Origin of the sequence: Kangsaoukella pontilimi (genome assembly GCF_009830125.1) — a bacterium.
In the GTDB taxonomy this organism is placed as follows: domain Bacteria; phylum Pseudomonadota; class Alphaproteobacteria; order Rhodobacterales; family Rhodobacteraceae; genus Kangsaoukella; species Kangsaoukella pontilimi.
Map to the genome: position 1 here is coordinate 320,141 of NZ_WUPT01000001.1, position 20,507 is coordinate 340,647.

18 protein-coding genes and 1 tRNA gene are annotated in these 20,507 nt (G+C 66.5%); 3 read left to right on the forward strand and 16 right to left on the reverse strand.

All coding sequences use genetic code 11. From position 1 onward, the window contains the following. Positions 1–228: 228 nt before the first annotated feature. Both rpoH and GQ651_RS01690 read right to left on the reverse strand, forming a co-directional pair. Positions 229–1,125: an RNA polymerase sigma factor RpoH gene (rpoH, locus tag GQ651_RS01685; RefSeq protein ID WP_160762484.1), complete on the reverse strand. Its 897-nt coding sequence runs from the start codon at positions 1,123–1,125 to the stop codon at positions 229–231. A 210-nt stretch (positions 1,126–1,335) separates the two neighbouring features. Continuing rightward, complete coding sequence (locus tag GQ651_RS01690; protein ID WP_160762485.1) at positions 1,336–2,349, reverse strand: RluA family pseudouridine synthase; 1,014 nt, start codon at positions 2,347–2,349, stop codon at positions 1,336–1,338. Between GQ651_RS01690 and GQ651_RS01695 the strand changes: the two genes are divergently transcribed. After that, the gene (locus GQ651_RS01695) at positions 2,339–2,656 is read left to right on the forward strand and encodes a DUF6476 family protein (RefSeq protein WP_227257928.1); all 318 of its coding nucleotides are present in this window, start codon (positions 2,339–2,341) and stop codon (positions 2,654–2,656) included. The two genes, GQ651_RS01690 and GQ651_RS01695, sit on opposite strands and share 11 nt — an antisense overlap. On the opposite strand, the gene GQ651_RS01700 is transcribed toward GQ651_RS01695, so the two are convergent. From GQ651_RS01700 to GQ651_RS01710, 3 genes are all read right to left on the reverse strand, one after another. Further along, a complete protein-coding gene (locus tag GQ651_RS01700; RefSeq protein WP_160762486.1) occupies positions 2,640–3,389 on the reverse strand; it encodes a metallophosphoesterase family protein in 750 nt (249 codons plus the stop codon). The genes GQ651_RS01695 and GQ651_RS01700 overlap by 17 nt on opposite strands. Positions 3,390–3,447: 58 nt before the next feature. Beyond that, positions 3,448–3,524 (reverse strand) — tRNA-His (locus tag GQ651_RS01705). 47 nt (positions 3,525–3,571) lie between these two features. Beyond that, on the reverse strand, positions 3,572–4,084 hold the full coding sequence (locus GQ651_RS01710) for a GNAT family N-acetyltransferase (RefSeq protein WP_227257929.1): 513 nt from the start codon (positions 4,082–4,084) through the stop codon (positions 3,572–3,574). An 86-nt stretch (positions 4,085–4,170) separates the two neighbouring features. Here GQ651_RS01710 and GQ651_RS01715 point away from each other — a divergent pair, with 86 nt between their 5' ends. Continuing rightward, a complete protein-coding gene (locus GQ651_RS01715; protein ID WP_160762487.1) occupies positions 4,171–4,386 on the forward strand; it encodes a DUF6324 family protein in 216 nt (71 codons plus the stop codon). On the opposite strand, the gene GQ651_RS01720 is transcribed toward GQ651_RS01715, so the two are convergent. The 3 genes from GQ651_RS01720 to GQ651_RS01730 all read right to left on the reverse strand — a co-directional run bounded on the left by GQ651_RS01720 (position 4,364) and on the right by GQ651_RS01730 (position 6,055). Beyond that, entirely contained in the window at positions 4,364–4,843 is a 480-nt protein-coding gene (locus GQ651_RS01720; RefSeq protein ID WP_160762488.1) for an MmcB family DNA repair protein, read from the reverse strand. The genes GQ651_RS01715 and GQ651_RS01720 overlap by 23 nt on opposite strands. Before the next feature lie 286 nt (positions 4,844–5,129). Next, a complete protein-coding gene (locus GQ651_RS01725) occupies positions 5,130–5,378 on the reverse strand; it encodes a hypothetical protein (protein ID WP_160762489.1) in 249 nt (82 codons plus the stop codon). Next, positions 5,378–6,055: a hypothetical protein gene (locus GQ651_RS01730; protein ID WP_227257930.1), complete on the reverse strand. Its 678-nt coding sequence runs from the start codon at positions 6,053–6,055 to the stop codon at positions 5,378–5,380. Before GQ651_RS01730 ends, GQ651_RS01725 begins: the two co-directional genes overlap by 1 nt. A gap of 48 nt (positions 6,056–6,103) precedes the next feature. Between GQ651_RS01730 and GQ651_RS01735 the strand changes: the two genes are divergently transcribed. Then, positions 6,104–6,796 (forward strand): endonuclease/exonuclease/phosphatase family protein, encoded by a 693-nt coding sequence (locus GQ651_RS01735; protein WP_160762490.1) that lies wholly within the window; start codon positions 6,104–6,106, stop codon positions 6,794–6,796. A 287-nt stretch (positions 6,797–7,083) separates the two neighbouring features. Here GQ651_RS01735 and pncB read toward each other — a convergent pair whose 3' ends face one another. From pncB to GQ651_RS01775, 8 genes are all read right to left on the reverse strand, one after another. After that, on the reverse strand, positions 7,084–8,376 hold the full coding sequence (gene pncB / locus GQ651_RS01740; RefSeq protein WP_160762491.1) for a nicotinate phosphoribosyltransferase: 1,293 nt from the start codon (positions 8,374–8,376) through the stop codon (positions 7,084–7,086). A gap of 60 nt (positions 8,377–8,436) precedes the next feature. Beyond that, positions 8,437–9,726, reverse strand: coding sequence for an O-acetylhomoserine aminocarboxypropyltransferase/cysteine synthase family protein (locus GQ651_RS01745; protein ID WP_160762492.1), 1,290 nt, complete (start codon positions 9,724–9,726; stop codon positions 8,437–8,439). A 672-nt stretch (positions 9,727–10,398) separates the two neighbouring features. After that, a complete protein-coding gene (locus GQ651_RS01750; protein ID WP_160762493.1) occupies positions 10,399–11,283 on the reverse strand; it encodes a PAS domain-containing protein in 885 nt (294 codons plus the stop codon). 86 nt (positions 11,284–11,369) lie between these two features. Beyond that, complete coding sequence (locus GQ651_RS01755; protein ID WP_160762494.1) at positions 11,370–12,362, reverse strand: hypothetical protein; 993 nt, start codon at positions 12,360–12,362, stop codon at positions 11,370–11,372. Between the two features lie 35 nt (positions 12,363–12,397). Continuing rightward, positions 12,398–14,503, reverse strand: a complete 2,106-nt coding sequence (locus GQ651_RS01760) for a glycosyltransferase family 2 protein (RefSeq protein ID WP_160762495.1) — start codon at positions 14,501–14,503, stop codon at positions 12,398–12,400. 12 nt (positions 14,504–14,515) lie between these two features. Continuing rightward, the gene (locus tag GQ651_RS01765) at positions 14,516–15,802 is read right to left on the reverse strand and encodes a hypothetical protein (protein WP_160762496.1); all 1,287 of its coding nucleotides are present in this window, start codon (positions 15,800–15,802) and stop codon (positions 14,516–14,518) included. 104 nt (positions 15,803–15,906) lie between these two features. Continuing rightward, positions 15,907–17,802: a propionyl-CoA synthetase gene (locus tag GQ651_RS01770; protein WP_160762497.1), complete on the reverse strand. Its 1,896-nt coding sequence runs from the start codon at positions 17,800–17,802 to the stop codon at positions 15,907–15,909. 367 nt (positions 17,803–18,169) lie between these two features. Then, entirely contained in the window at positions 18,170–20,452 is a 2,283-nt protein-coding gene (locus GQ651_RS01775) for an NADP-dependent malic enzyme (RefSeq protein WP_160762498.1), read from the reverse strand. Positions 20,453–20,507: the final 55 nt, after the last annotated feature.

The following is a 20,507-nucleotide window of genomic DNA, read 5'->3' on the forward strand; positions in this document are numbered from 1 at the left end:
AGCCTGTGTGCCTTACTCGTCAAACGGCTACATTGGGCTCAAACCCGCCCTTCACCTCGGGCGCAGCGCAGGCTGGCGACACCTGAAAGCAATGCTTGGGCTCAAAGTCGCCACGCGCGGACAGCCCCTCTGCCCGCCGCGTCTGAGACGCACACACAAAAAAAAGGCCCCGCGCCGGGGGGAACGGCGCGGGGCTCTGTCACGACCCGGTCATGAGGAGGGAGGGCCTCACGCCGTTTCGAGAATTCCCTTGTCCTTGGCCAGCTCCTGCATCCGCTTCTGCAGCTTCTCGAAGGCCCGGACCTCGATCTGCCGGATGCGCTCGCGGCTCACGTCGTACTGGCCCGACAGCTCTTCCAGCGTCACCGGATTGTCCATCAGCCGCCGCTGGGTCAGGATGTCCTGCTCGCGCTCGTTCAGCACGTCCATCGCCGCGGCCAGCAGTTCGCGCCGCACTTCCAGCTCGTCTTTCGCTTCAAAGTCGCTCGCCTGATCGGCGTCCTCGTCCTCCAGCCAGTCCTGCCACTGCGCGGCACCCTCGCCATCGGCCGAGATCGTCGCGTTCAGCGACGCGTCGCCGCCCGAAAGGCGCCGGTTCATCGAGATGACCTCGTCCACGGTCACATTCAGATCATGGGCGATCTTCTCGACATGCTCGGGCCGCAGGTCGCCGTCTTCCAGCGCACCGATGCGCGCCTTGGCCTTCCGCAGGTTGAAGAACAGCTTCTTCTGCGCCGAGGTCGTGCCCAGCTTCACAAGGCTCCACGAGCGCAGGATGTATTCCTGGATCGAGGCGCGGATCCACCACATCGCATAGGTCGCCAGCCGGAACCCCTTTTCCGGGTCGAACCGCTTGACCGCCTGCATCAGGCCCACATTCGCCTCCGAGATCACCTCGGCCTGCGGCAGGCCATAGCCGCGATAGCCCATGGCGATCTTGGCGGCGAGACGCAGATGCGACGTGACCATCTTGTGGGCCGCCTCGGTGTCCTGGTCTTCGACCCACCGCTTGGCCAGCATGTATTCCTCTTCCGGCTCCAGCATCGGAAACTTCCGGATTTCCTGAAGGTACCGGTTCAGCCCGCCTTCCGGGGACGGCGCGGGAAGGTTCGCATAATTCGCCATCGTTGTTCTCCCTGGTCGTGCGCGTCCATGTATCGACGCTTAACATAGGTGGTGAACTGATCCGTTCAGTTCAAGTGTCGCGCCGCAAAAATATCTCTGCGGAATGAATGAAAAGTGGACGTCATCTGTTCCGTGTTCCAGACACGGGACCGTTACATCACATATATGTGCAGGTAATCAGCAGAATTGGCGGGGCGTCTGTGCAAATGCTCACAGACCCCTCAGCGCGGCCAGAAGCGCGGCAAGATCCTCCGGCAGGGGCGCTTCAAAACGCATCCCGTCCCCCGTCACCGGGTGATCGAATCCCAGCGTGGCCGCGTGAAGTGCCTGACGGGAAAAGGTTTTCGCCGCCTCCGCACCTGCCGCAGTCGCCGGCATCTTCCGCCGCCCGCCATAGACCGGATCACCGATCAGACCATGCCCCGCATGGGCCAGATGCACCCGGATCTGATGCGTGCGTCCTGTTTCAAGCCGGCACGAAATCAGCGCCGCATGATCCCCGAATGTTTCAAGCACCTGAACCCGCGTCACCGCGTGCCGCCCGCCCTGAAACAGAACCGCCTGCTTCTGGCGGTCGGTTTTGTGTCGGGCAAGGTTGGTCGTGATCTTGATCGTGTTGCCTTGTTCGATGCTGACGCCCCGGACACCCCTCAGCCGGGGCGACCCCGCATCCGGCACCCCGTAGCAAAGCGCCAGATACTGCCGCTCGATCGAGTGATCTGCGAATTGCGCCGCCAGCCCGTGATGCGCGGCGTCGGATTTGGCCACCACCAGAAGACCCGAAGTATCCTTGTCGATTCGGTGAACGATGCCGGGCCGCTTCTCGCCGCCGACCCCCGAGAGGTTGTCCCCGAAATGGTGCATCAGCGCATTGACCAGCGTGCCGGTGGGCGAGCCTGGCGCTGGATGGACGACCATGCCGGCGGGCTTGTTCACCACCAGCAGGTCGTCATCCTCGAACAGGATATCCAGCGGGATCGCCTCGGCCACCATGTCGCTTTCGACCGCTTCTGCGACGGTGATCTCGAACAGATCGCCCTCTGCCACGGCGGCCTTGGTATCGGTCACCGCGACGCCGTCCCGCCGGACCGCACCCTCGGCGATCAGCCGGGCAAGGCGCGACCGCGACAGATGCGCCTCCTCTGGCACATCGCGGGCAAGCGCCTTATCAAGGCGCGACGGCGGCAGGGCGCCGATCCGGACGGTGATGGATATGTCTGACATGGATGATGACGACGGCACCCGGCCAGATGACCGGAACCTTGTGTTCCTCAGGCGGCTGGTGACGGTCCTGACCGCCACGATGATTTTCGGCGTTCTAACGATCGTCGTGCTGCTTGTCATCCGCTTGCAGACGCCGCCCTCGCCGTCCCTGCCTGACGGTCTGACCCTGCCCGAAGGGGTGACGGCCGAGGCGGTGACCTTCGGCCGCGGCTGGATCGCGGTTGTGACAGGGGACGGGCGTATCCTGATCCTCGATCGGACGACGGGCGCCGTGCTTCAGGACGTGCCGGTCAGCCTTCCCCGGTGATCCACCCGGTCTCGACCGCACGTGCCCAGCTTTCGGCCCCCTTGGCGCGAGCCATCGCCGCCATCTCGCGGCTGTCATAGGGCACCGTCAGAAGGGTGCCGGTCCAGCCGTCCTCGGATCGTTCAAGGATCGCATAGCGCGCATCCGGCGCGCCGCTTTCCTGAATGAAGGCCGGGTCGAACCGCGTGTCGTGATAGGCGGGGCACCCGACCGAGCCCGGATTGACCACAAGCTGTCCCGTGGGCAGGCGCACAGCGCGCGGCGTATGGGTATGCCCGCAGCCGATGGCGGGCGCGGTCACGCCGCCAAGGCGGGCCATCACCTCGGGCAGGTCCCGCGCGGCCACGCGGTTCAGGCTGCTGCGATAGTCCAGCCAGTCCTCTTCATCGCTCTCGGGCGTGGCGTGGCAGAAAAACGCGTCCTCCAGCGTCTGGGTCGTGGGCAGGGCGCGGAGCCAGTCCAGATGGGCTTCCGACAGGTCGTCGATGATCCATGTTTCCCAAAGCCCCATCTGGTCGCGCGAGCGGTCCCAGAGGGCGTGGTCGTGATTCCCGCTTACCGTGGGCCAGCCCTCGGCCATCACCCGGTCGGCCACGGCGGCCGCGTCGAACGGGCCGGACAGCGTGTCACCAAGGTTCACGGTCGCATCCACGGACCGGCGTGCGATATCCGCGATAACCGCTTCCAACGCGGCGATATTTCCGTGGATATCCGACAGGACGGCGATGCGCATGGGGCGAACTTGCACGTTCCGGGCGCGTCGGTAAAGCACTTGCTCGGTCAGGGAGAGGTGGTACCGCCTCCCTGGCTTGAACAGGGGACCTCTGGATCCACAATCCAGCGCTCTAACCAACTGAGCTAAGGCGGCACGCCCGCGGGAATTAGCGCCCGAAGCCGACGATTGCAAGAGGCTGGTCAGTCGAGATCGCGGGCATAGTCGACCTCGATCATCCGCGCGCCGAAGCTGGTCGTCGTGGTCGATGCGCCCTTCTCAAAGCCCCGGCTTTCATAGAGACGGCATGCGGCGCGGTGACTTTCGCGCGTCCAGAGGACGATCCGGCGATACCCCGCCTCTCTCGCGAAGCCGAGGCATGAATCGAGAAGGCGCCCCCCCAACCCCAGCCCGCGCGCTTCGGGCTCGAGGAAGAACAGGCGCAGCCGGGCGATCTCGGGGGTGTCGGTCACGGTGCAGAAGATCGACCCCAGCCGCCTGCCATCCGCTTCCGCGATCCAGCCCCGTTCGAGCCTCCGGTTCTCGTTCATGAAGTAGTCGTCAACGATGCGCGCGACGAATTCACCGAAAGTCTCGTCGAAACCGTCGCTTTCCCGGTAGAGTTCGGCATGACGCGTGACGAGCCAGTCCGCGTCGTCCGCAGTCGCCCGTCGGAATGAGATATCGTCCGCCTTCATGGCGGCGGAGGCTGGCATCTGCCGGGGAGAGAAACAAGGCAAATGACTTGCCCTCCGCGACACCCCTCGCTAGGGCTTCGGCGAACTTCAGGAGTCTTCGTGCCATGGGCATCAATTCCGAAAGCGACGTGACCGCCAATCTTCAGATCGGCCCGACCAGCCTTGGCATGGTGCGCATCTATGTCGAGGGGGACGGTGTCGAGGTGCCGATGGATTTCGAGCCCGACGAGGCCGAAGAGATCGCCGACGAGATCCGCGCCGCCGCGCAGCGTGCGCGCGCCATGGCGTCGAAAGGCGCTAAAGGCCCCAAGAAGACGTAAAGCCCGGATCGCGCGCCGCGTGCCAGCGCCGCGCCGCGTGACGGGCGAATTTCTGGACCATGACCTTCCTCCGCGCCGGAGCCAGTTTGGACTCCGGGCCCATCCGCAGGATCTCGGCGTCATAGGCGTCGGCGATCATCAGCCCCGTCCCCTCGGGCAGAAGGTCGGTCGGGAAGGCATCGTCGACCGCCCAGAAATACCGGTCGCACCATTCCAGATAGCCCTGCCACTTCTGATCCGACTGGAAATCCGCCCGGCTCGACTTGCATTCGATTATCCAGACTTCTCCCTTGGGACCGAGCGCCATCACATCGACGCGGAGACCCGCCGTCGGAATCAGCTCTTCCACGGTCACGAAATCATGGCTGTCGAGATGCCGGCAGACGCCGCGCGCCAGAAGCTGACCCGGCTTCGGAACGGGGGTGTCGGGCAGGGAGGAGAGGCGGTCGTCGGGCATGTTCACAACTGTGAACAAATAAGGAACATTTTACAAGTCTTAACAAAGGGTCGCGGGGCCGGGCGGGGGGCATGACTTTTCCGCACACCCCTTGCCGGAGACCGCTCTCCGGCTTATGTCCAGCGCGTGGCGGGTTCTGCCCTTCCCGTGCCGGGGACAAATTCCGGTGGCCTTAAATACTTCCGAGGGAGCTGGCTCTGGCTGGATCGTGGTCCGGTTACCTGGCGCCCACCTGTGCAAACAGGTCCTCGGGAATTGAGTTGCCCCTACGGTCGCGGTGGTCCCGTCACTTTTCCCCGTTCCGGCCGTTCGTGCCGTCGTCCATGCCCATGACGGTGATCCCGAACTGGACCCCGGCGAAGACAAGCCCGTTGAAGAGCGACAGAAGCGCAAAGGCCAGCCAGCCGCCGTCCACATGGATGACGAGATGGCCGAGATTGGCGACGTTCAGCACCACGAGCAGCATCGAGAAGGCGATCCCGAGCGCCAGCCCCAGAAGGCATTGACGGATATAGAGACGGACGAGACGCGGCATCAGCCGTTTTCCCGCCTGGCACGGCGACGCTCGCGCGCGTCCTTCAGCCGCTCGAAGCCGCGGCGGTTCAGGACGACGAATTCCTCGATCATGCCGGACGGTCCAAGCTGCGTGCCCTTGAGCCAGAGGAAGCCCGAGAAGGCCCCGAGGAAGGCGCCGATGCAGTCGACGATCAGGTCGGCCATGGTGTCGACAAGCCCGCTTTTCTGCATGTTCAGGCCGAAGATCTGGTCCATCCCGAACTCGAAGATCTCCCAGACCGCGCCGATCATCACCGCGAAGCAGAAGGCGATGAAGGCGAGCGCCCAGGGCGGGGCGGCGTATTTGTCGCCTTCAAAAAGGTAGAAGACAAAGACGAAGCCGATGATGCCCAGACCTACGGCGGAGGCGCCGTGGAGGAGCACGTCCCACCACCAGAAACGGTCGTAGAAGTCGAAGACCTCGCCCAGAAAGAGCGTGCCGAAGACGAAAAGCGAAATCGCGGCGAGGAAGCTGAGGGGCAGACGGATCGCGAAGCGGCGAGAGAAGATGGCCGGAAGAACGGTGAAAAACAAAGCGGTCACGATCATGAAGACGTTGGACCAGTGTTGCGTCACGAGCGCGAAAACGCCGGCCGCGAGCATGATCACCCAGACGATCCACGTCAGATAGGGAATGTCTTTTGTTTGAAGAGGCATACGGCCACCATATCTGAACCAGAACCAACCTATCGGAATTAGACCTACATGTCCGCCCTGCAAGCTGCCAGTTGGAATATCCGGAAATGCGTCGGCCTCGACTGGCGCCGCGATCCGCGCCGGACGGCGCGGGTGCTGGCGGGGCTGGAGGCCGATATCGTGGCGCTGCAGGAGGCGGACAAGCGGCTGGGGAACCGGCCGGCGTCCCTGCCGGGGCACCTGATCGCCGCCGAGACGCAGTATCGCCCGGTCGAGGTGGACAGCCACCCCGGCAGCCTCGGCTGGCACGGGAACGCGGTTCTGGTCACGGGCCGGGTCGATCTGCATGAGGCCGACGCGATCCATCTGCCTGGGCTGGAGCCGAGGGGCGCGCTGATCGTGGATTTCGGGCTGGACGGGCTGGACTGGCGCGTGGTGGCGGTGCATCTGGGCCTGCTCCGGCAATCCCGGCAGGCGCAGAAAACGGCGATCCGCGAGGCGCTGGCCGCCCGCGACCGGCGACCCACGATCATCATGGGCGATTTCAACGAATGGTCCGCCACCAAGGGGTTCGACGCTTTCGCGGACTACGAGGTGCACGCGCCGGGGCGGACGTTCCACGCGTCGCGGCCTGTGGCGAGCCTAGACCGGTTCGTGGTGTCGCGGGACGTGGCCATCGAGGACGCGCGGGTTATCGAGACGCCGGTGACGCGCATCGCCTCGGACCATTTGCCGATATCGGGACGGTTCACGCGGCGCTAGGCCGGCGGGCCGTGATCCAGCGGAGCGCGCTGGCGCGCGCACGCGATGTTTTGTTCGGGGGCTCTGCCTCCGCAAGCGTTTCGATCCACGAGAATTGTTTCACCAATTGCGGTCGCGCTGGAGGCGCGAGGCAGCGATTGGTGCTGCAATTGAAGATCGAAATGCGGGTCCGCGTGACCGCGACTCCCCCGGGATATTTGAGAACAGGCGAAGGGGGGAGAAGGGGCGCTCTCGGGAGCAGGGCGTGCGGCGGGGCGCGGGCGGTCTGCGGGGGAGAGCGTGGCGGCTCAGACGACGACCTCCAGTTCCTCCTGGCGCCCGACGCCGAAGACGCGTTTGTAGCGTTCGATTTCCTCCGCCGGGCCCATGGCTTTCCTCGGGTTGTCCGAGAGTTTGACCGTGGGGTGGCCGTTGGCGGCGACCGCTTTGCAGACGAGGCTGAAGGGGGCGAGAGCGTCGCCCGGCACCAGCCCGCGGAAGTCGTTCGTCAGCATCGTGCCCCAGCCGAAGCTGACGCGGACGCGACCCCGGAAGGTCTCGGACAGCTCGCGGATCTTGTCGACATCGAGCCCGTCTGAGAAGATCACGAGCTTTTCGGTCGGGTCCTCGCCCCGGTCCTGCCACCAGCGGATCGCGGTTTCCGCGCCCTGGACGGGGTCGCCCGAGTCGATCCGGATACCCGTCCAGCCGGCGAGCCAGTCGGGTGCGTTGGCAAGGAACTGATCCGTGCCGTAGGTGTCGGGCAGGATGATGCGGAGGTTGCCCTCGTGTTCCTCGTGCCAGTCGGCGAGGACGTCATAGGGCGCGCGGGCAAGTTCGGCGTCGTCCCGGGCGAGCGCGGAATAGACCATGGGCAGTTCGTGGGCGTTGGTCCCGATCGCCTCGAGATCGCGGTTCTTGGCGATGAGGCAGTTCGACGTGCCGGTGAAGCTGTCTTCCAGCCCTTCGTGGAGCGCCTGCACGCACCAGTCCTGCCAGAGGAAGGAGTGCCGCCGGCGGGTGCCGAAATCGGCCAGCCTGAGATCGGGGAGGTCGCGGAGCGCCTCGACCTTTTCCCAGACGCGGGTCATGGCGCGGGCGTAGAGGACCTGAAGCTCGAACCGGCCCATGTCCCTGAGGACGGCGCGGCCCCGAAGCTCCATCAGGATGGCGAGCGCCGGGATTTCCCAGAGCATGACCTCGTGCCAGCGGCCTTCAAAGGTCAGCTCGTACTGGCCGTCGCGTTTTTCGAGGTGGTAGTCGGGCAGCGACATCGTCTCGAACCACTCCATGAAGTCGGAGCGGAACATCTGGCGCTTGCCGTAGAAGGTGTTGCCGCGGAGCCAGGTGGATTCGCCGCGGCTGAGGGAGAGCGACCGCACGTGGTCGAGCTGTTCGCGAAGCTCGCCCTCGTCCACGAGGTCGGCGAGGCGGACGGATTTGGTGCGGTTGATCAGGCTGAACGTGACGGTCGTGTCCGGCTTGTTGCGGAAAATCGACTGGCACATCAGGAGCTTGTAGAAATCAGTGTCGATGAGCGAGCGGACGATCGGGTCGATCTTCCACTTGTGGTTCCAGACCCTGGTCGCGATGTCGACCATTGCTGTCCTCCCGCAGAATTGGGCCGGGGCAGGCGGCTTGCCGCGCCCCGCCCTTTTGTGTCAGGCCAGCGCCTTGGTCAGGGCCTGGTCGAGATCGGCGATGATGTCGTCGGCATCCTCGATCCCGATGGAGACGCGCACCACGTTGTCGCCCGCGCCCGCCGCCGCGCGCTGCTCGTCGGTCAGCTGGCGGTGGGTGGTGGAGGCCGAGTGGATGATGAGCGAGCGGGCGTCACCGAGGTTGGCGACATGGCTGAAAAGCTCGACCGCATCGATCAGCTTGACGCAGTTCTCGTAGCCGCCCTTGACGGCGAAGGTGAAGAGACCGCCGGCGCCGCGCGGGCAGATCTTGGCCACGCGGTCGTGGTAGGGCGAGCTTTCCAGGCCGGCATAGGTGACCGTCTCGATCCGGTCGTCGGCCTCGAGCCATTTGGCGACCTTCACCGCGTTCTCGACATGCTTCTGCATGCGCAAGGACAGCGTCTCGATCCCCATCAGCGTGTAATGCGCGCCCTGCGGGTTCATGGTCATGCCGAGATCGCGGAGGCCGATGGCGATGGAGTGGAAGGTGAAGGCCATGGGGCCGAGCGCCTCGTGGAACTTCAGCCCGTGATAGGCGGGCTCGGGGTCCGAGAGCGACGGGAACTTGCCCGAGGCCGACCAGTCGAACGTGCCCGAATCCACGATGCAGCCGCCGGTGACGGTGCCGTTGCCGGTCAGATACTTGGTTGTCGAATGGACGACCAGCGTGGCGCCGTGCTTGATCGGGTTGCAGAGATAGGGCGTGGCCGAGGTGTTGTCGACGATGAGCGGCAGTCCCGCCTCGCGCGCGACGTCCCCGATGGCGTCGAGATCGGTGATATAGCCGCCCGGGTTGGCGATCGACTCGCAGAAGATCGCGCGGGTGTCGTCATTGATCGCCGCCTTGACCGCGTCCAGATCGTCGAAATCGACGAAGGTGCATTCCCAGCCGAAGCGCTTGAAGACGTGCTGGAACTGGGCATAGGTGCCGCCGTAGAGGCGCGTGGAGGCGACGATGTTCCTGCCCGGCATCATCAGCGGGTAGAGCGCCATGATCTGCGCCGCGTGACCCGACGAGCAGCAGACGCCGCCGGCGCCGCCTTCGAGATGGGTGATCCGCTCGGCCAGCGCCATGACCGTGGGGTTGGTCAGGCGGGAATAGATGAAGCCCACTTCCTGAAGGTTGAAGAGCCGCGCGGCGTGATCGGCATCCTTGAAGACGAAGGCGGTGGATTGATAGATTGGCACCTGCCGGGCGCCCGTGGCCGCATCCGGGTTCGCGCCGGCGTGAATCTGAAGGGTGTCGAATCCCTGTTTCCTGTCAGACATGTCCCTGTCTCCGTTATTGGTCCGGCGCGACACTAGAGCCTTTCCGAACCGCATGGAACCGCATTTCGCGGCCTCTCTCCTCAGGCTCGGACACGAAAGCGGTTGCTTGAATTTGCAAGGGGTTCAGGAAGGCTCTGGGTTTTTCAGACCGGCATGGAGGCGACCGTCGCTGCCTCTCGGCTCAGGCTCGGACGCGACTGCCGGAGGGGGGTATTCGGACGCTTCGCGTCCGATCCGCCTGAGGGGTTCCACCCCTCCGGACCTCCCCGGAGTATTTCCGAACAGAAGAAACGATGGGGCGCTGTGCGAGGTGGGGGGATTGCGCGGGAGGGTGGCGCGACCGGGAAACGTGGGGCGGGCCGGGTGGGCGGCGTGAAGGCGAGTGACCCGCCATGGTCCCCGGGAGGGCGCGCGGGAGGCGGGGCGGCGGAGCCGGGGGCCGACGCGCGGGGAGGTCTGGAGGAGGCCCGAAGCGGGGAAGCCGGAGGCGGAAGTGGTGTGCGTGCAGGGCCGGCCATGGCGGGAGGGCCGATGTGGCGTCGCGGTGGAGGGAGGCCGGAGGCGGAAGTGGTGTGCGTGCAGGGCCGGCCATGGCGGGGAGGGCCGGAGTGGCGTCGCGGTGGAGGGAGACCGGAGGCGGAGGTGGCGAGCCGGGTTTTTAGGCGGCGCGGCTCAGGTACCGATGAGGCGCATGACGACGACGTAGAACGCCTCGTCCCGGTGCTGGGTCGCGCTGACGGTCATCACGAGGCGTTCGACGATGCCGTCCCGGATGGTCAGCCGCACGCTGTCGTCGATCTTGTGCTGGCTGAGCATGTCTTCGGGCGCCCAGCCGAGTTCCAGCGGCACGCCGGTTGCCGCTTCGAGCGATTGCCCGATGGCGTCGCGCTGGGTGAAGCGGAAGATGCTTTGCGCGGCGCGGTTGGCGTAGATCACGCTTTCGTCGCCCCGGAGGACGAAGACCGGGTCCACCATCAGTTCGAGACCCGCGCGAAGCTCGTTATCGGGCACGTTCAGGACGAGGATGCGCGCCACCTCGCCGGCCTCGTCGAAGAGCGGCACGATGAGGCGCTGCCAGACGCGGACGAAGACGTTCCGGGGCGGTTCGTGCTCGGAATAGACGCAGGCTTTCTGCGCGAGAACGGCGCGGTAGAGGCCGAGGAAGAAGGTCGAGATATAGCCGCCGAATTCGGACGTGCGGTGGCCCGTCATGTCCATGCCGAAGCTGTCGGTGATGGAGGAGCCATAGGCGAGGTACTCGAAATCGGCGCCGTCCTCGACGGGCTGAAGCAGCATCAGCCATTCGGTCAGGCCGCCGAAATCCTCGAGCCGAAGCGATTTCGCGGGCACACGGCCGTCGACCTTGTAGCCTTTGACGATGGCCTGGAATTGCCTCAGGAGCGGGTTGCGCACATCCGCCGTGCCCGGGGACCAGATCACCTCGGGCGCGCGGGCGCCGGCGTCGTTGAACAACTGCCTGACGGCGTCGTGACCGGTGGGTGCGACGCTTTTCGCAACCAGATCGGCGATGTCGCTGTCTTTGAGCGTGTCGGTCATCAGGGCTCTCCGGCGGTTGGGTCTGTCGGGTTGGGGCGCCGTTCGCGGTCAAGAGTGCGGGGCCGGGCGCGGGATTGCAAGGAAACTCACCGTAGCCAGAGCCGCTCGCGCTTGATCCGGCTTCGGAGGGCGCGTTCGGGGCGGGGCAGGCGGGTCTGATCGAAAAGCGCGCGCACCTTGCCGCCGCGGTTCTGGTAGATCATGCGGCGGAAGGGCTCGTAGCGTTTGAGGACGCGTTTGATCCGGTTGGGGGCGGTCAGCTCTTCGAAGGCGGCCAGTTGCGCGTCTGAGGCGCGGGCATAGAGCAGCGGCAGCGCGCGCCAGTGCCAGGTGATGTCGCCGTCGAGCCCGGCAAGCTCGGGTCCGGGGCGGCCGCCGCCGAGCCCCGCGATCACCACCGGGAGCGCCACCTGGTCGAGCCAGGGGTCGAAGGACTGGCAGACCAGCTCGGGCAGGGGATCGTCGCGGAGGCCGAGCATCACGCGGAGCATGTCGGCGCGGAAGACGCCGGCGCGTCTGTAGTAGAACCAGCCGGCGTTGAAATAGAGGTACCGCTCCCAGTGCTCGTCGGGCTGGGCGAGGTCGAGCGTCGGCTCGAACGGCACGCCGAAGCGGTCGTAGATGGCGCGCCATGTCTCGGTGTAGCCGGGGCCGTAGAGCTGAATCTCGGGCCATGTCCCCTCGCGCGCCATCGACGCGGAGGGGCGGTCGAGGTCGAAGGCGACGGTGTCGAGCGGGCCGGTGATGAGCGTGTCCGTGTCGAAGAAGAGGAACGGCTCGTCGGGGTCGAGCACCGACAGCGCCTCGACCTTGTTGCCATGGGGGTAGGCGGCGCCGAAATGCAGGCTGTCGAAGCCCCGGATCTCGGCCCCCATCTCGATCAGGAGGGCGCGGGCCTCATCGTCGTCGATGCCGGGATCGCCGGGCCAGAGCGGGCCGGGCAGCGGTTCGGCCAAGACCACGCGACCCGTCCAGCCGGGGGCCGCCTGCCGAAGCGAGGCGAGAAAGAGCACCGCCTCATAGGTCAGGCGCCCGGCCTGGGCGACGATCAGCAGCGTGGGGGGCTGTGGTCGGTCCACCTTTGTCCCGTTGTTCGTGGTTGGTCCTGACCCGACTATACCGCCCATCTCAGGCCTTCGGAACCGTCAAGCGACGGGGTCTCGGCGGTGGCGACCTTTTCGGTCAGCCAGAGGGGCGGGTCTTCGGCCTGGAGGCGGCGAAAGACGGGTGGCGGCTCGACCCGGCGGAGCGCACGGTGAAGGAGCAGGAAGAGGGTTCCGGTCCCGCGCGCGGGCAGGGCGCCGTGAGTGTCTAGGCCCGAGGCGAAGAGCGTCTGGATCAGCCGGTCGCGCACGGGGCCGCCGGGAAGACAGAACGAGACGCCCAAGGATGGGGTCCCGCCGTGGTCCATGACCCGCTCGATCCGGGCGGCGATTGTCCCGACGCCGGCGATGGTCAGGGCCACCCAGTCGCCCCGCTCGGGGCAGGGCCCGTCCGGGGACGGATGGCAGTCGATCAGCGCGCCGGTCAGCGAGACATTCCGCGTCTCGCCCGTCGCCCGGATGCCGGGCCCCTCGGCCCGGCAGAGCGCGCGGAGTGGAAAGCGTTCCTCGGTGCGGAGGCGCGGGCGGGGGACCGCCATCATGATCACGATCAGCAGCACGACCATGTTGAACACCGCCCAGAAGGCGACCATGGGCAGAAGCTGTATGTCGTCGACGAGGCGCAGGTCCAGATCGGCGTTCAGGAACAGGCCGGTGCCCGTCGCCAGAAGGAGAAAGAGTGCGACGGATATGGTGAAGCGGTCCTCGCCGCCCATGGCCGCATCGCTGCCCTTGGGCGTGACGCGGAAGGCGTGGCCGTGGGGTCGGACAAGCGTCAGGAGCGTGCTGGGCGCGAGGCGGAACGATTGCAGCACGCTTTCCACGGTCGAGGCGATGGGCGCGAAATCTCGCGGCGCCAGAAAGCCGAGGAAGGCCATGGCGGCGGCGATGGCCGGAATCTGGTAGAACAGGATATCGCCAAGCCCCGCATTCAGAAGGGGCGACCAGCCGGTGAAGAGGAAGATGGCGGGCGTCGCCATCGCAAGCGGCTGGCACAGGCTTTGCGACAGCCAGTGGCTGGGCAGGAACATCAGGCGCTGGCGCAGCGTCAGGCCGGGGCCGAGCGGGCCGTGGGGCGTGTAGAGCATCTGGATCGCACCCCGCGCCCAGCGTTCGCGCTGGACGAAATAGGCGTCGATGCTTTCGGGCGCGAGGCCCACCGCAAGACGCTCGCCCAGGTAGCGGGTGACGTAGCCTTTCCGCATCAGCGCAAGGGTCAGCAGCATATCCTCGGTGATCGAGTCGGTGGGCAGCCCGCCGCCGATCTCTTCCATGGCGCTGCGCCGGAGGATGCCGTTCGAGCCGCAGCAAAAGGCGCAGTCCCAGCCGTCGCGCCCCGGCTGGATCGCATCGAAGAAGAACCTCTGCTCGTCGGGGAGCGCGTCGCGCATCTCGGCATTGGCCTGCAAGGGCGTGTCGTTGAAGAAGAAATGGGGCGCCTGGACGATGCCGATGCGCGGGTCGTCGAAAAAGCCGATGGCGCGCATGAGGAAGGGGCGCTGGGGGACGAAATCGGCATCGAGCACCAGAAGGAAGGGCGCGCGGGTGCGGGGGATGGCGGCGTTGATATTGCCCGCCTTGGCGTGGGCGTTGTCGGGGCGCGTCATGTGGTTCACACCCCGCTCGGCGCAGTAGCGCGCAAGCCAGTCGCGCCGACCGTCGTCGAGCACGTGGATATGAAGCCGCTCCGCCGGCCAGTCGAGCGCAAGGGCGCCCGCGATGGTCTTTTCCAGCACGTCGAGCGGCTCGTTATAGGTGGCGATCAGGACGTCGACATCGGGGAGGTCTTCGGGCGGAAGCGCGCGGAGCCGCGCCTCATGTGCGTCGGCTTCCGCGCGGCGGTCGGTCTGGCCCAGAAGGATCGTCATCAGATGCAGAGTTTCGTACCAGAGCCAGAGCTCGGCCAGGAACACCACCCAGACGAAGACGGTGGCGGGCGAAAGCCCTTCGGCCACCAGCACGGTCTGGGTCAGGCGCCACCAGAGATAGACGGCGAGGAGCGCGGCGAAGCCGAGCGTCATGGCCGCCGTGCGGGTCCGTGCGCCCTCGCGGCGCGCCGGCACCAGAAGGGCGGCCGCGATGACCAGGAGAAACGGGATCAGGGTGGTGTCGGGCACGGGGCGGCGCGCCTATCCCGACGAGGCCGCGCGGCCGGTTCCGGCGATCGTGCCTTCGGGTTCGAAAAAGTCGCGGGCGCGTTCGATCCACGCGGCGACGCGCGGCAGGACCGGCGGGCGGTCGATCTGAACCTCGGCCGTGCGCCCGACATCGCAGAAACGCTCGGCAACCCCGTCGGCGGCAATGTCGGCAGGCGGCAGCGTCAGGTAGACCCGGACGCCGCCGCCCCGCATGTTCGCGGGCTCGTCCTGCAATTCCTGGGTCAGCGCGGTGCCGCCGCCGACCGCCCGGCGAAAGGCGACACGGGCGAGGAAGGACGTCTCGGCCCCCCTGAGGCGCACCCGCGCGGGCGTGCCGGGCGGCACCTGCTCGATAATGCTTTCGTCCAGCACGACTTCGAGGAAGCGGCGTGAGCAATCCAGCACCTCGGCCAGGTCGGCGCCCCGCGCCGCGCTGGCCCCGGCGGGCGGCGACGGGCGCCAGATCACACCGGTGGTGGCGGCGGCGGGGGCGAAATGCTCGGGCATGTCGGGGAGATCGCCGGTCTCCCTCAGCCGCGCGGTCAGCCCGTCGAGACGGCCTTGGGCGATGGCGCGGCGGGTGGCGAGGTCACTGACCAGCAGGCCGAGGTCTTCCAGCCGGTCGAGCGCCGCGTCGCGCCGTCCGGTGCCGGAGGGCGTGGGCAGCCCGGCTTCGAGCGCCTCGATCTCCAGACGGATGGCGGCGATGCGGGCGTCGGCCCCGGCGATCAGAGCGTCGGCGACGGCGACCTCGCCTTCGGCGGCCTCGACGCGGGCGTCGGCCACCGAGCCTGCCTCGCCCAGACGGCGCTGCCGGTCGAGCGCGCGGACCGCCTGATCCCAGAGCGCCTCGTATCGGCGGCGCTCTTCCACAGCCTCGGTCAGCCGGGCGGTGAGGAAGGCGATCTCGATCCGCGCCTCCTGCCGCGCGCGGTCTTCGAGCGCGGCGATGCGCCCCTTCGTGCGGGCGATTTCGGCGTCGAGCGCGTCGACCTCGGCCCGGGCGGCAAGCGCCTCGCCCCTCAGCCGGGCGGCGCCAAGTTCCATATCCGGGTTCCGCTGAAGCCGGAGGAGGGTCGTCTCGGGGCGCACCGGAGCGCCGAGGCCGGGGGACGCCGCGACGATGGTGCCGTCCACGGGCGCGCGCACGGCGATGACCGGCGCGTCGATGACGGCGTCGGTGGAGACGTAGAAGTGGACCCGCGGCCAAAGCAGGTTCCACACGGCTGCGAGGACGAAGATCCCGGCAGCCACCCTGATCTTGCGACTTCCCAACATGTCCAGGTCCCGAAAAACTGTTCAGAGCCTAGAGTTTGAGTGTTTCCAAATGAAAAACCGGGCCACATCGGACCCGGTTTTCTGTCTAGAATTCGTATCGAATTTTACGCGTCGGGGGCGTAGCCGATGCCCTTCAGCGCCACGCGGATCTCGTCGAGGATGGCGGGGTCGTCGATGGTGGCGGGCGTCTTGAATTCGGCGCCATCGGCGATCTTGACCATGGTGGCACGCAGGATCTTGCCCGAGCGCGTCTTGGGCAGGCGGTCGACCACGACGGCCAGCTTGAAGGCCGCCACGGGGCCGATCTTGTCGCGGACCAGCTTGACGCATTCCGCAACGATCTCTGCGTCGGGCTTCTCGGTGCCTGCGTTGGTGCAGAGGAAGCCGAGCGGCAACTGGCCCTTGAGTTCATCCGTCACGCCGATCACGGCGCATTCTGCCACGTCGGGGTGGCTGGCCAGAACCTCTTCCATGCCGCCGGTGGACAGACGATGCCCCGCGACGTTGATGACGTCATCGGTGCGGGCCATGATGTAGAGATAGCCGTCCTCGTCCATGTAGCCCGCGTCCCCCGTCTCGTAATAGCCGGGGAAGTGGTCGAGATAGCTTTTGCGGAACCGCTCTTCGGCGTGCCAGAGCGTCGGCAGTGTGCCCGGCGGAAGCGGCAGTTTGGCGGCGATGGCCCCCAGTTCACCGGCGGCGACGGGATGGCCCGCCTCGTCGAGGATCTGCACGTCCCAGCCTGGCATCGGAACCGAGGGCGAGCCGATCTTGACCGGCAGCTTCTCGATCCCGAGGGGGTTGGCCGCGATCGCCCAGCCGGTTTCGGTCTGCCACCAGTGGTCGATGACCGGCACGCCGAGCAGTTTCTCGGCCCATTCGATCGTGTCGGGGTCGGCACGCTCACCGGCGAGGAACAGCGCCTGAAGGGACGAGATGTCGTATTTGCCGACGAATTCGCCCTTGGAATCCTGCCGCTTGATGGCGCGGAAGGCGGTGGGCGCGGTGAAAAGCACCTTGACCTTGTGCTGGTCGATCACGCGCCAGAAGGTGCCGGCGTCGGGTGTGCCGACGGGCTTGCCTTCGAACACGATCGTTGTGTTGCCGTGGATCAGCGGCGCATAGCAGATATAGCTGTGCCCCACGACCCAGCCCACGTCGGAGGCGGCCCAGTACACGTCGCCCGGATCGACATTGTAGATGTTCTTCATCGTCCAGTTGAGCGCCACCAGATGCCCGGCGGTGGGGCGGACGACACCCTTGGGCTGGCCCGTGGTCCCGGAGGTATAAAGGATATAGGCGGGGTCGGACCCTTTGACGGGCACGCAGTCGGCCAGCTCGGCGCCGTCCTGGAACACGTGCCAGTCGTGGTCGCGGCCCGGGATCAGCTCGGCCGGTTCCTGTTCGCGCTGGAAGATGACGCAGAAGTCGGGCTTGTGCGTGGCCTCTTCGATGGCGGCGTCGAGGAGGGGTTTGTAATGGACGGTCCGGCCCGGCTCGATCCCACAGGAGGTGGCGATGATCGCCTTGGGCCTGGCGTCGTCGATGCGGACGGCGAGTTCGTTCGCCGCAAAGCCCCCGAAGACGACCGAATGGATCGCGCCCAAGCGCGACACGGCCAGCATCGCGACCAGTGCCTCGGGCACCATGGACATGTAGATGACGACCCGGTCGCCCTTGGTCACGCCTTTCGCGGCGAGCGCACCGGCGAGGCGGGCCACACGCATTCTGAGTTCGTCATAGGTGATGTAGGAGATCGTGTCCGTGACCGGGCTGTCGTAGATGATCGCGGTGCGGCCGCCGTTCCCGGCTTCGACATGGCGGTCGACGGCGTTCCAGCAGGTGTTGACCTCGGCATCGGTGAACCACTCGTAAAGCGGTGCGTTGCTGTCATCGAGCGCGCGGGAGGGCGGCGTGATCCAGTCGATCCCCTTGGCCGCGTCCATCCAGAAGACTTCCGGATCGGCCTTCCATGCCGCGTAGATGTCGCTGTAGCCCATCGGGTGAACCCTCCCTCATGTGTCCCTGACTTGGACATACGTGACGGGCGCTCAGCCGGGCAAGCGCGATGAAGCGGCGGTGCGGTGCCTGCGACAATAAGTTTGCATATTTCCGCCGGGATGATCTGCAAATATTTGCAAACCCACCCGAAATTTAACGAAATACCACGCGCCGCCCGGAGACTTTGCAAAACGCTGTCGGGAATTTGCCAAGTGCCGCGGTGCCCGGTAGGTCCCGGGCTTCATCTTCGCCTGTTCAGAAATATCCCGGGGGGTGAGGTCGTTTCGCGTCGCGAAACGACCGAGGGGGGCCGAGCCCCCCCCGGCCGGTCGGCTCCGAAGGAGACGAAACCGCCCGGAGCGGCGATCACCCGTAATGCGCGACCGGCGTGCCGGCGAGGGCCGACATGTTCAGAAGGCCGCGCGCGGTGATGGACGTGGTGGTGATGTGGGCGCGGTTGCCCATCCCCATGAGGATCGGCCCGACTTCCAGCCCGCCCGCCTTCATCTTGAGGATGTTCCTGACGCCGGAGGCCGCATCGGTATTGGCGAAGACGAGCACGTTGGCGGCGCCTTCGAACCGGCTTTCCGGCATGATCCGCGCGCGGAGGTCCATGTCGAGCGCGGCGTCGGCATGCATCTCGCCCTCATAGGCGAAGTCGCGCGGCTGGCTGTCGAGGATGGCGATGGCCGCGCGCATCCGGCGCCCGGTCTCGCAGTCGAGATTGCCGAACTGGCTGTGCGAGCAGAGCGCGATCTTGGGCTCGAGCCCGAAGCGGCGGGTGTGGCGTGCGGCGGCGATGCAGGTCTCGGCGATCTGTTCGGGCGTGGGCTCGGGATGGACATGGGTGTCCGCGATGAAGAGCGGGCCGTCTTCGAGGATCATCAGGCTGAGCGCGCCCACGGGGTGCAGCCCGTCCGTGGCGAGGACCTGGGTGATATAGTTGAGGTGCCAGAGATACTGTCCGAAAGTTCCGCAGATCAGGCTGTCGGCCTCGCCCCGGTGGACCATGACCGCGCCGATGGCGGTGGTGTTGGTCCGCATAACGGCCCGCGCAAGGTCGGGCGTGACGCCCTTCCGCTGCATCAGCGCGTGATAGGTCGTCCAGTACTCGCGGTAGCGGGGATCGTTCTCGGGGTTCACGATCTCGAAATCGGTGCCGGGCCGGATCGGCAGGCCGATGCGCTCGGCGCGGGATTCGATCACCTCGGGGCGGCCGATCAGGATGGGCGCGTCAGTGGTTTCTTCCAGCATGGCGTTGGCGGCGCGCAGGACGCGCTCGTCCTCGCCCTCGGCAAAGACTATGCGGCGTTCGGCGGTGGCTGCGGCCTCGAAGACGGGGCGCATGATGAGCGCGGATTTGAAGACCGACCCGTCGAGCTTCTGCTTGTAGGCGGCGAGGTCCTCGATGGGTCGCGCGGCGACGCCGGTTTCCATCGCCGCCTTGGCGACGGCGCTGGCGACGACGCCCATCAGGCGCGGATCGAAGGGCTTGGGGATCAGGTAGTCGGCGCCGAAGGTCAGTTGTTCGCCCTGATAAGCGGCCGCGGCCTCGGCGCTGGTGGTGGCGCGGGCCAGAGCGGCGATGCCTTCGATGCAGGCGATCTTCATCTCGTCGTTGATCGTGCTTGCGCCCACGTCCAGCGCGCCCCGAAAGATGAAGGGGAAGCAGAGCACGTTGTTGACCTGGTTCGGAAAATCCGACCGGCCCGTGGCGATGATCGCGCCGGGCGCCACCTCGCGGGCGAGGTCCGGCATGATCTCGGGCGTGGGGTTGGCGAGCGCGAAGATGATCGGGCGGTCGGCCATGCGGCGGACCATGTCCTGCGTCAGGACGCCGGGGCCGGAGAGACCGAGGAAGAGGTCCGCGCCCTCGATCACATCGGCAAGCTGACGTGGGCCGCCCGGCTGGGCATAGGCCTCTTTCTGAGGCGTCATGTCCTCGGTCCGGCCTTCGTGGACGAGGCCGTGGAGATCGCAGAGCCAGACGTTCTCGCGTTTGACGCCCAGTTTCAGAAGCATGTTGAGGCAGGCGATCCCGGCCGCGCCGCCGCCCGTGGAGACGATCTTGATATCCGCGAAGTCCTTCTTGGCGACGCGGAGCGCGTTCAGGACCGCCGCGCCCACGACGATGGCGGTGCCGTGCTGGTCGTCGTGGAAGACGGGGATGTTCATTCGGGCGCGGCAGATCTCTTCGACGATGAAACAGTCGGGCGCCTTGATGTCTTCGAGGTTGATGGCGCCGAAGGTGGGTTCCAGCGCGCAGACGATATCTGCCAGCTTTTCGGGGTCGGTCTCGTTCAGTTCGATGTCGAAACAGTCGATATTGGCGAATTTCTTGAAGAGGACGGCCTTGCCCTCCATCACCGGCTTGGAGGCGAGGCCGCCGATATTGCCGAGGCCGAGAACCGCCGACCCGTTGGTAACGACAGCGACGAGGTTGCCGCGCGCGGTATAGTCGCGGGCGGTCATCGGGTTGGCCTTGATCTCGAGGCAGGCCTCGGCCACGCCCGGCGAATAGGCGCGGGCAAGGTCGCGGCCGTTGGCGAGCGGCTTGGTCGCCCGGATTTCGAGTTTGCCGGGCTTCGGATAAGCGTGATAATCGAGCGCCGCCTGGCGCAGGGCCTCTTGCCTCGGATCGCTCGTCATCCCGTCCCTCCCAAGGATAGTTTAGCGTTGAACAATCTTCGACCGGCGCGTAGCG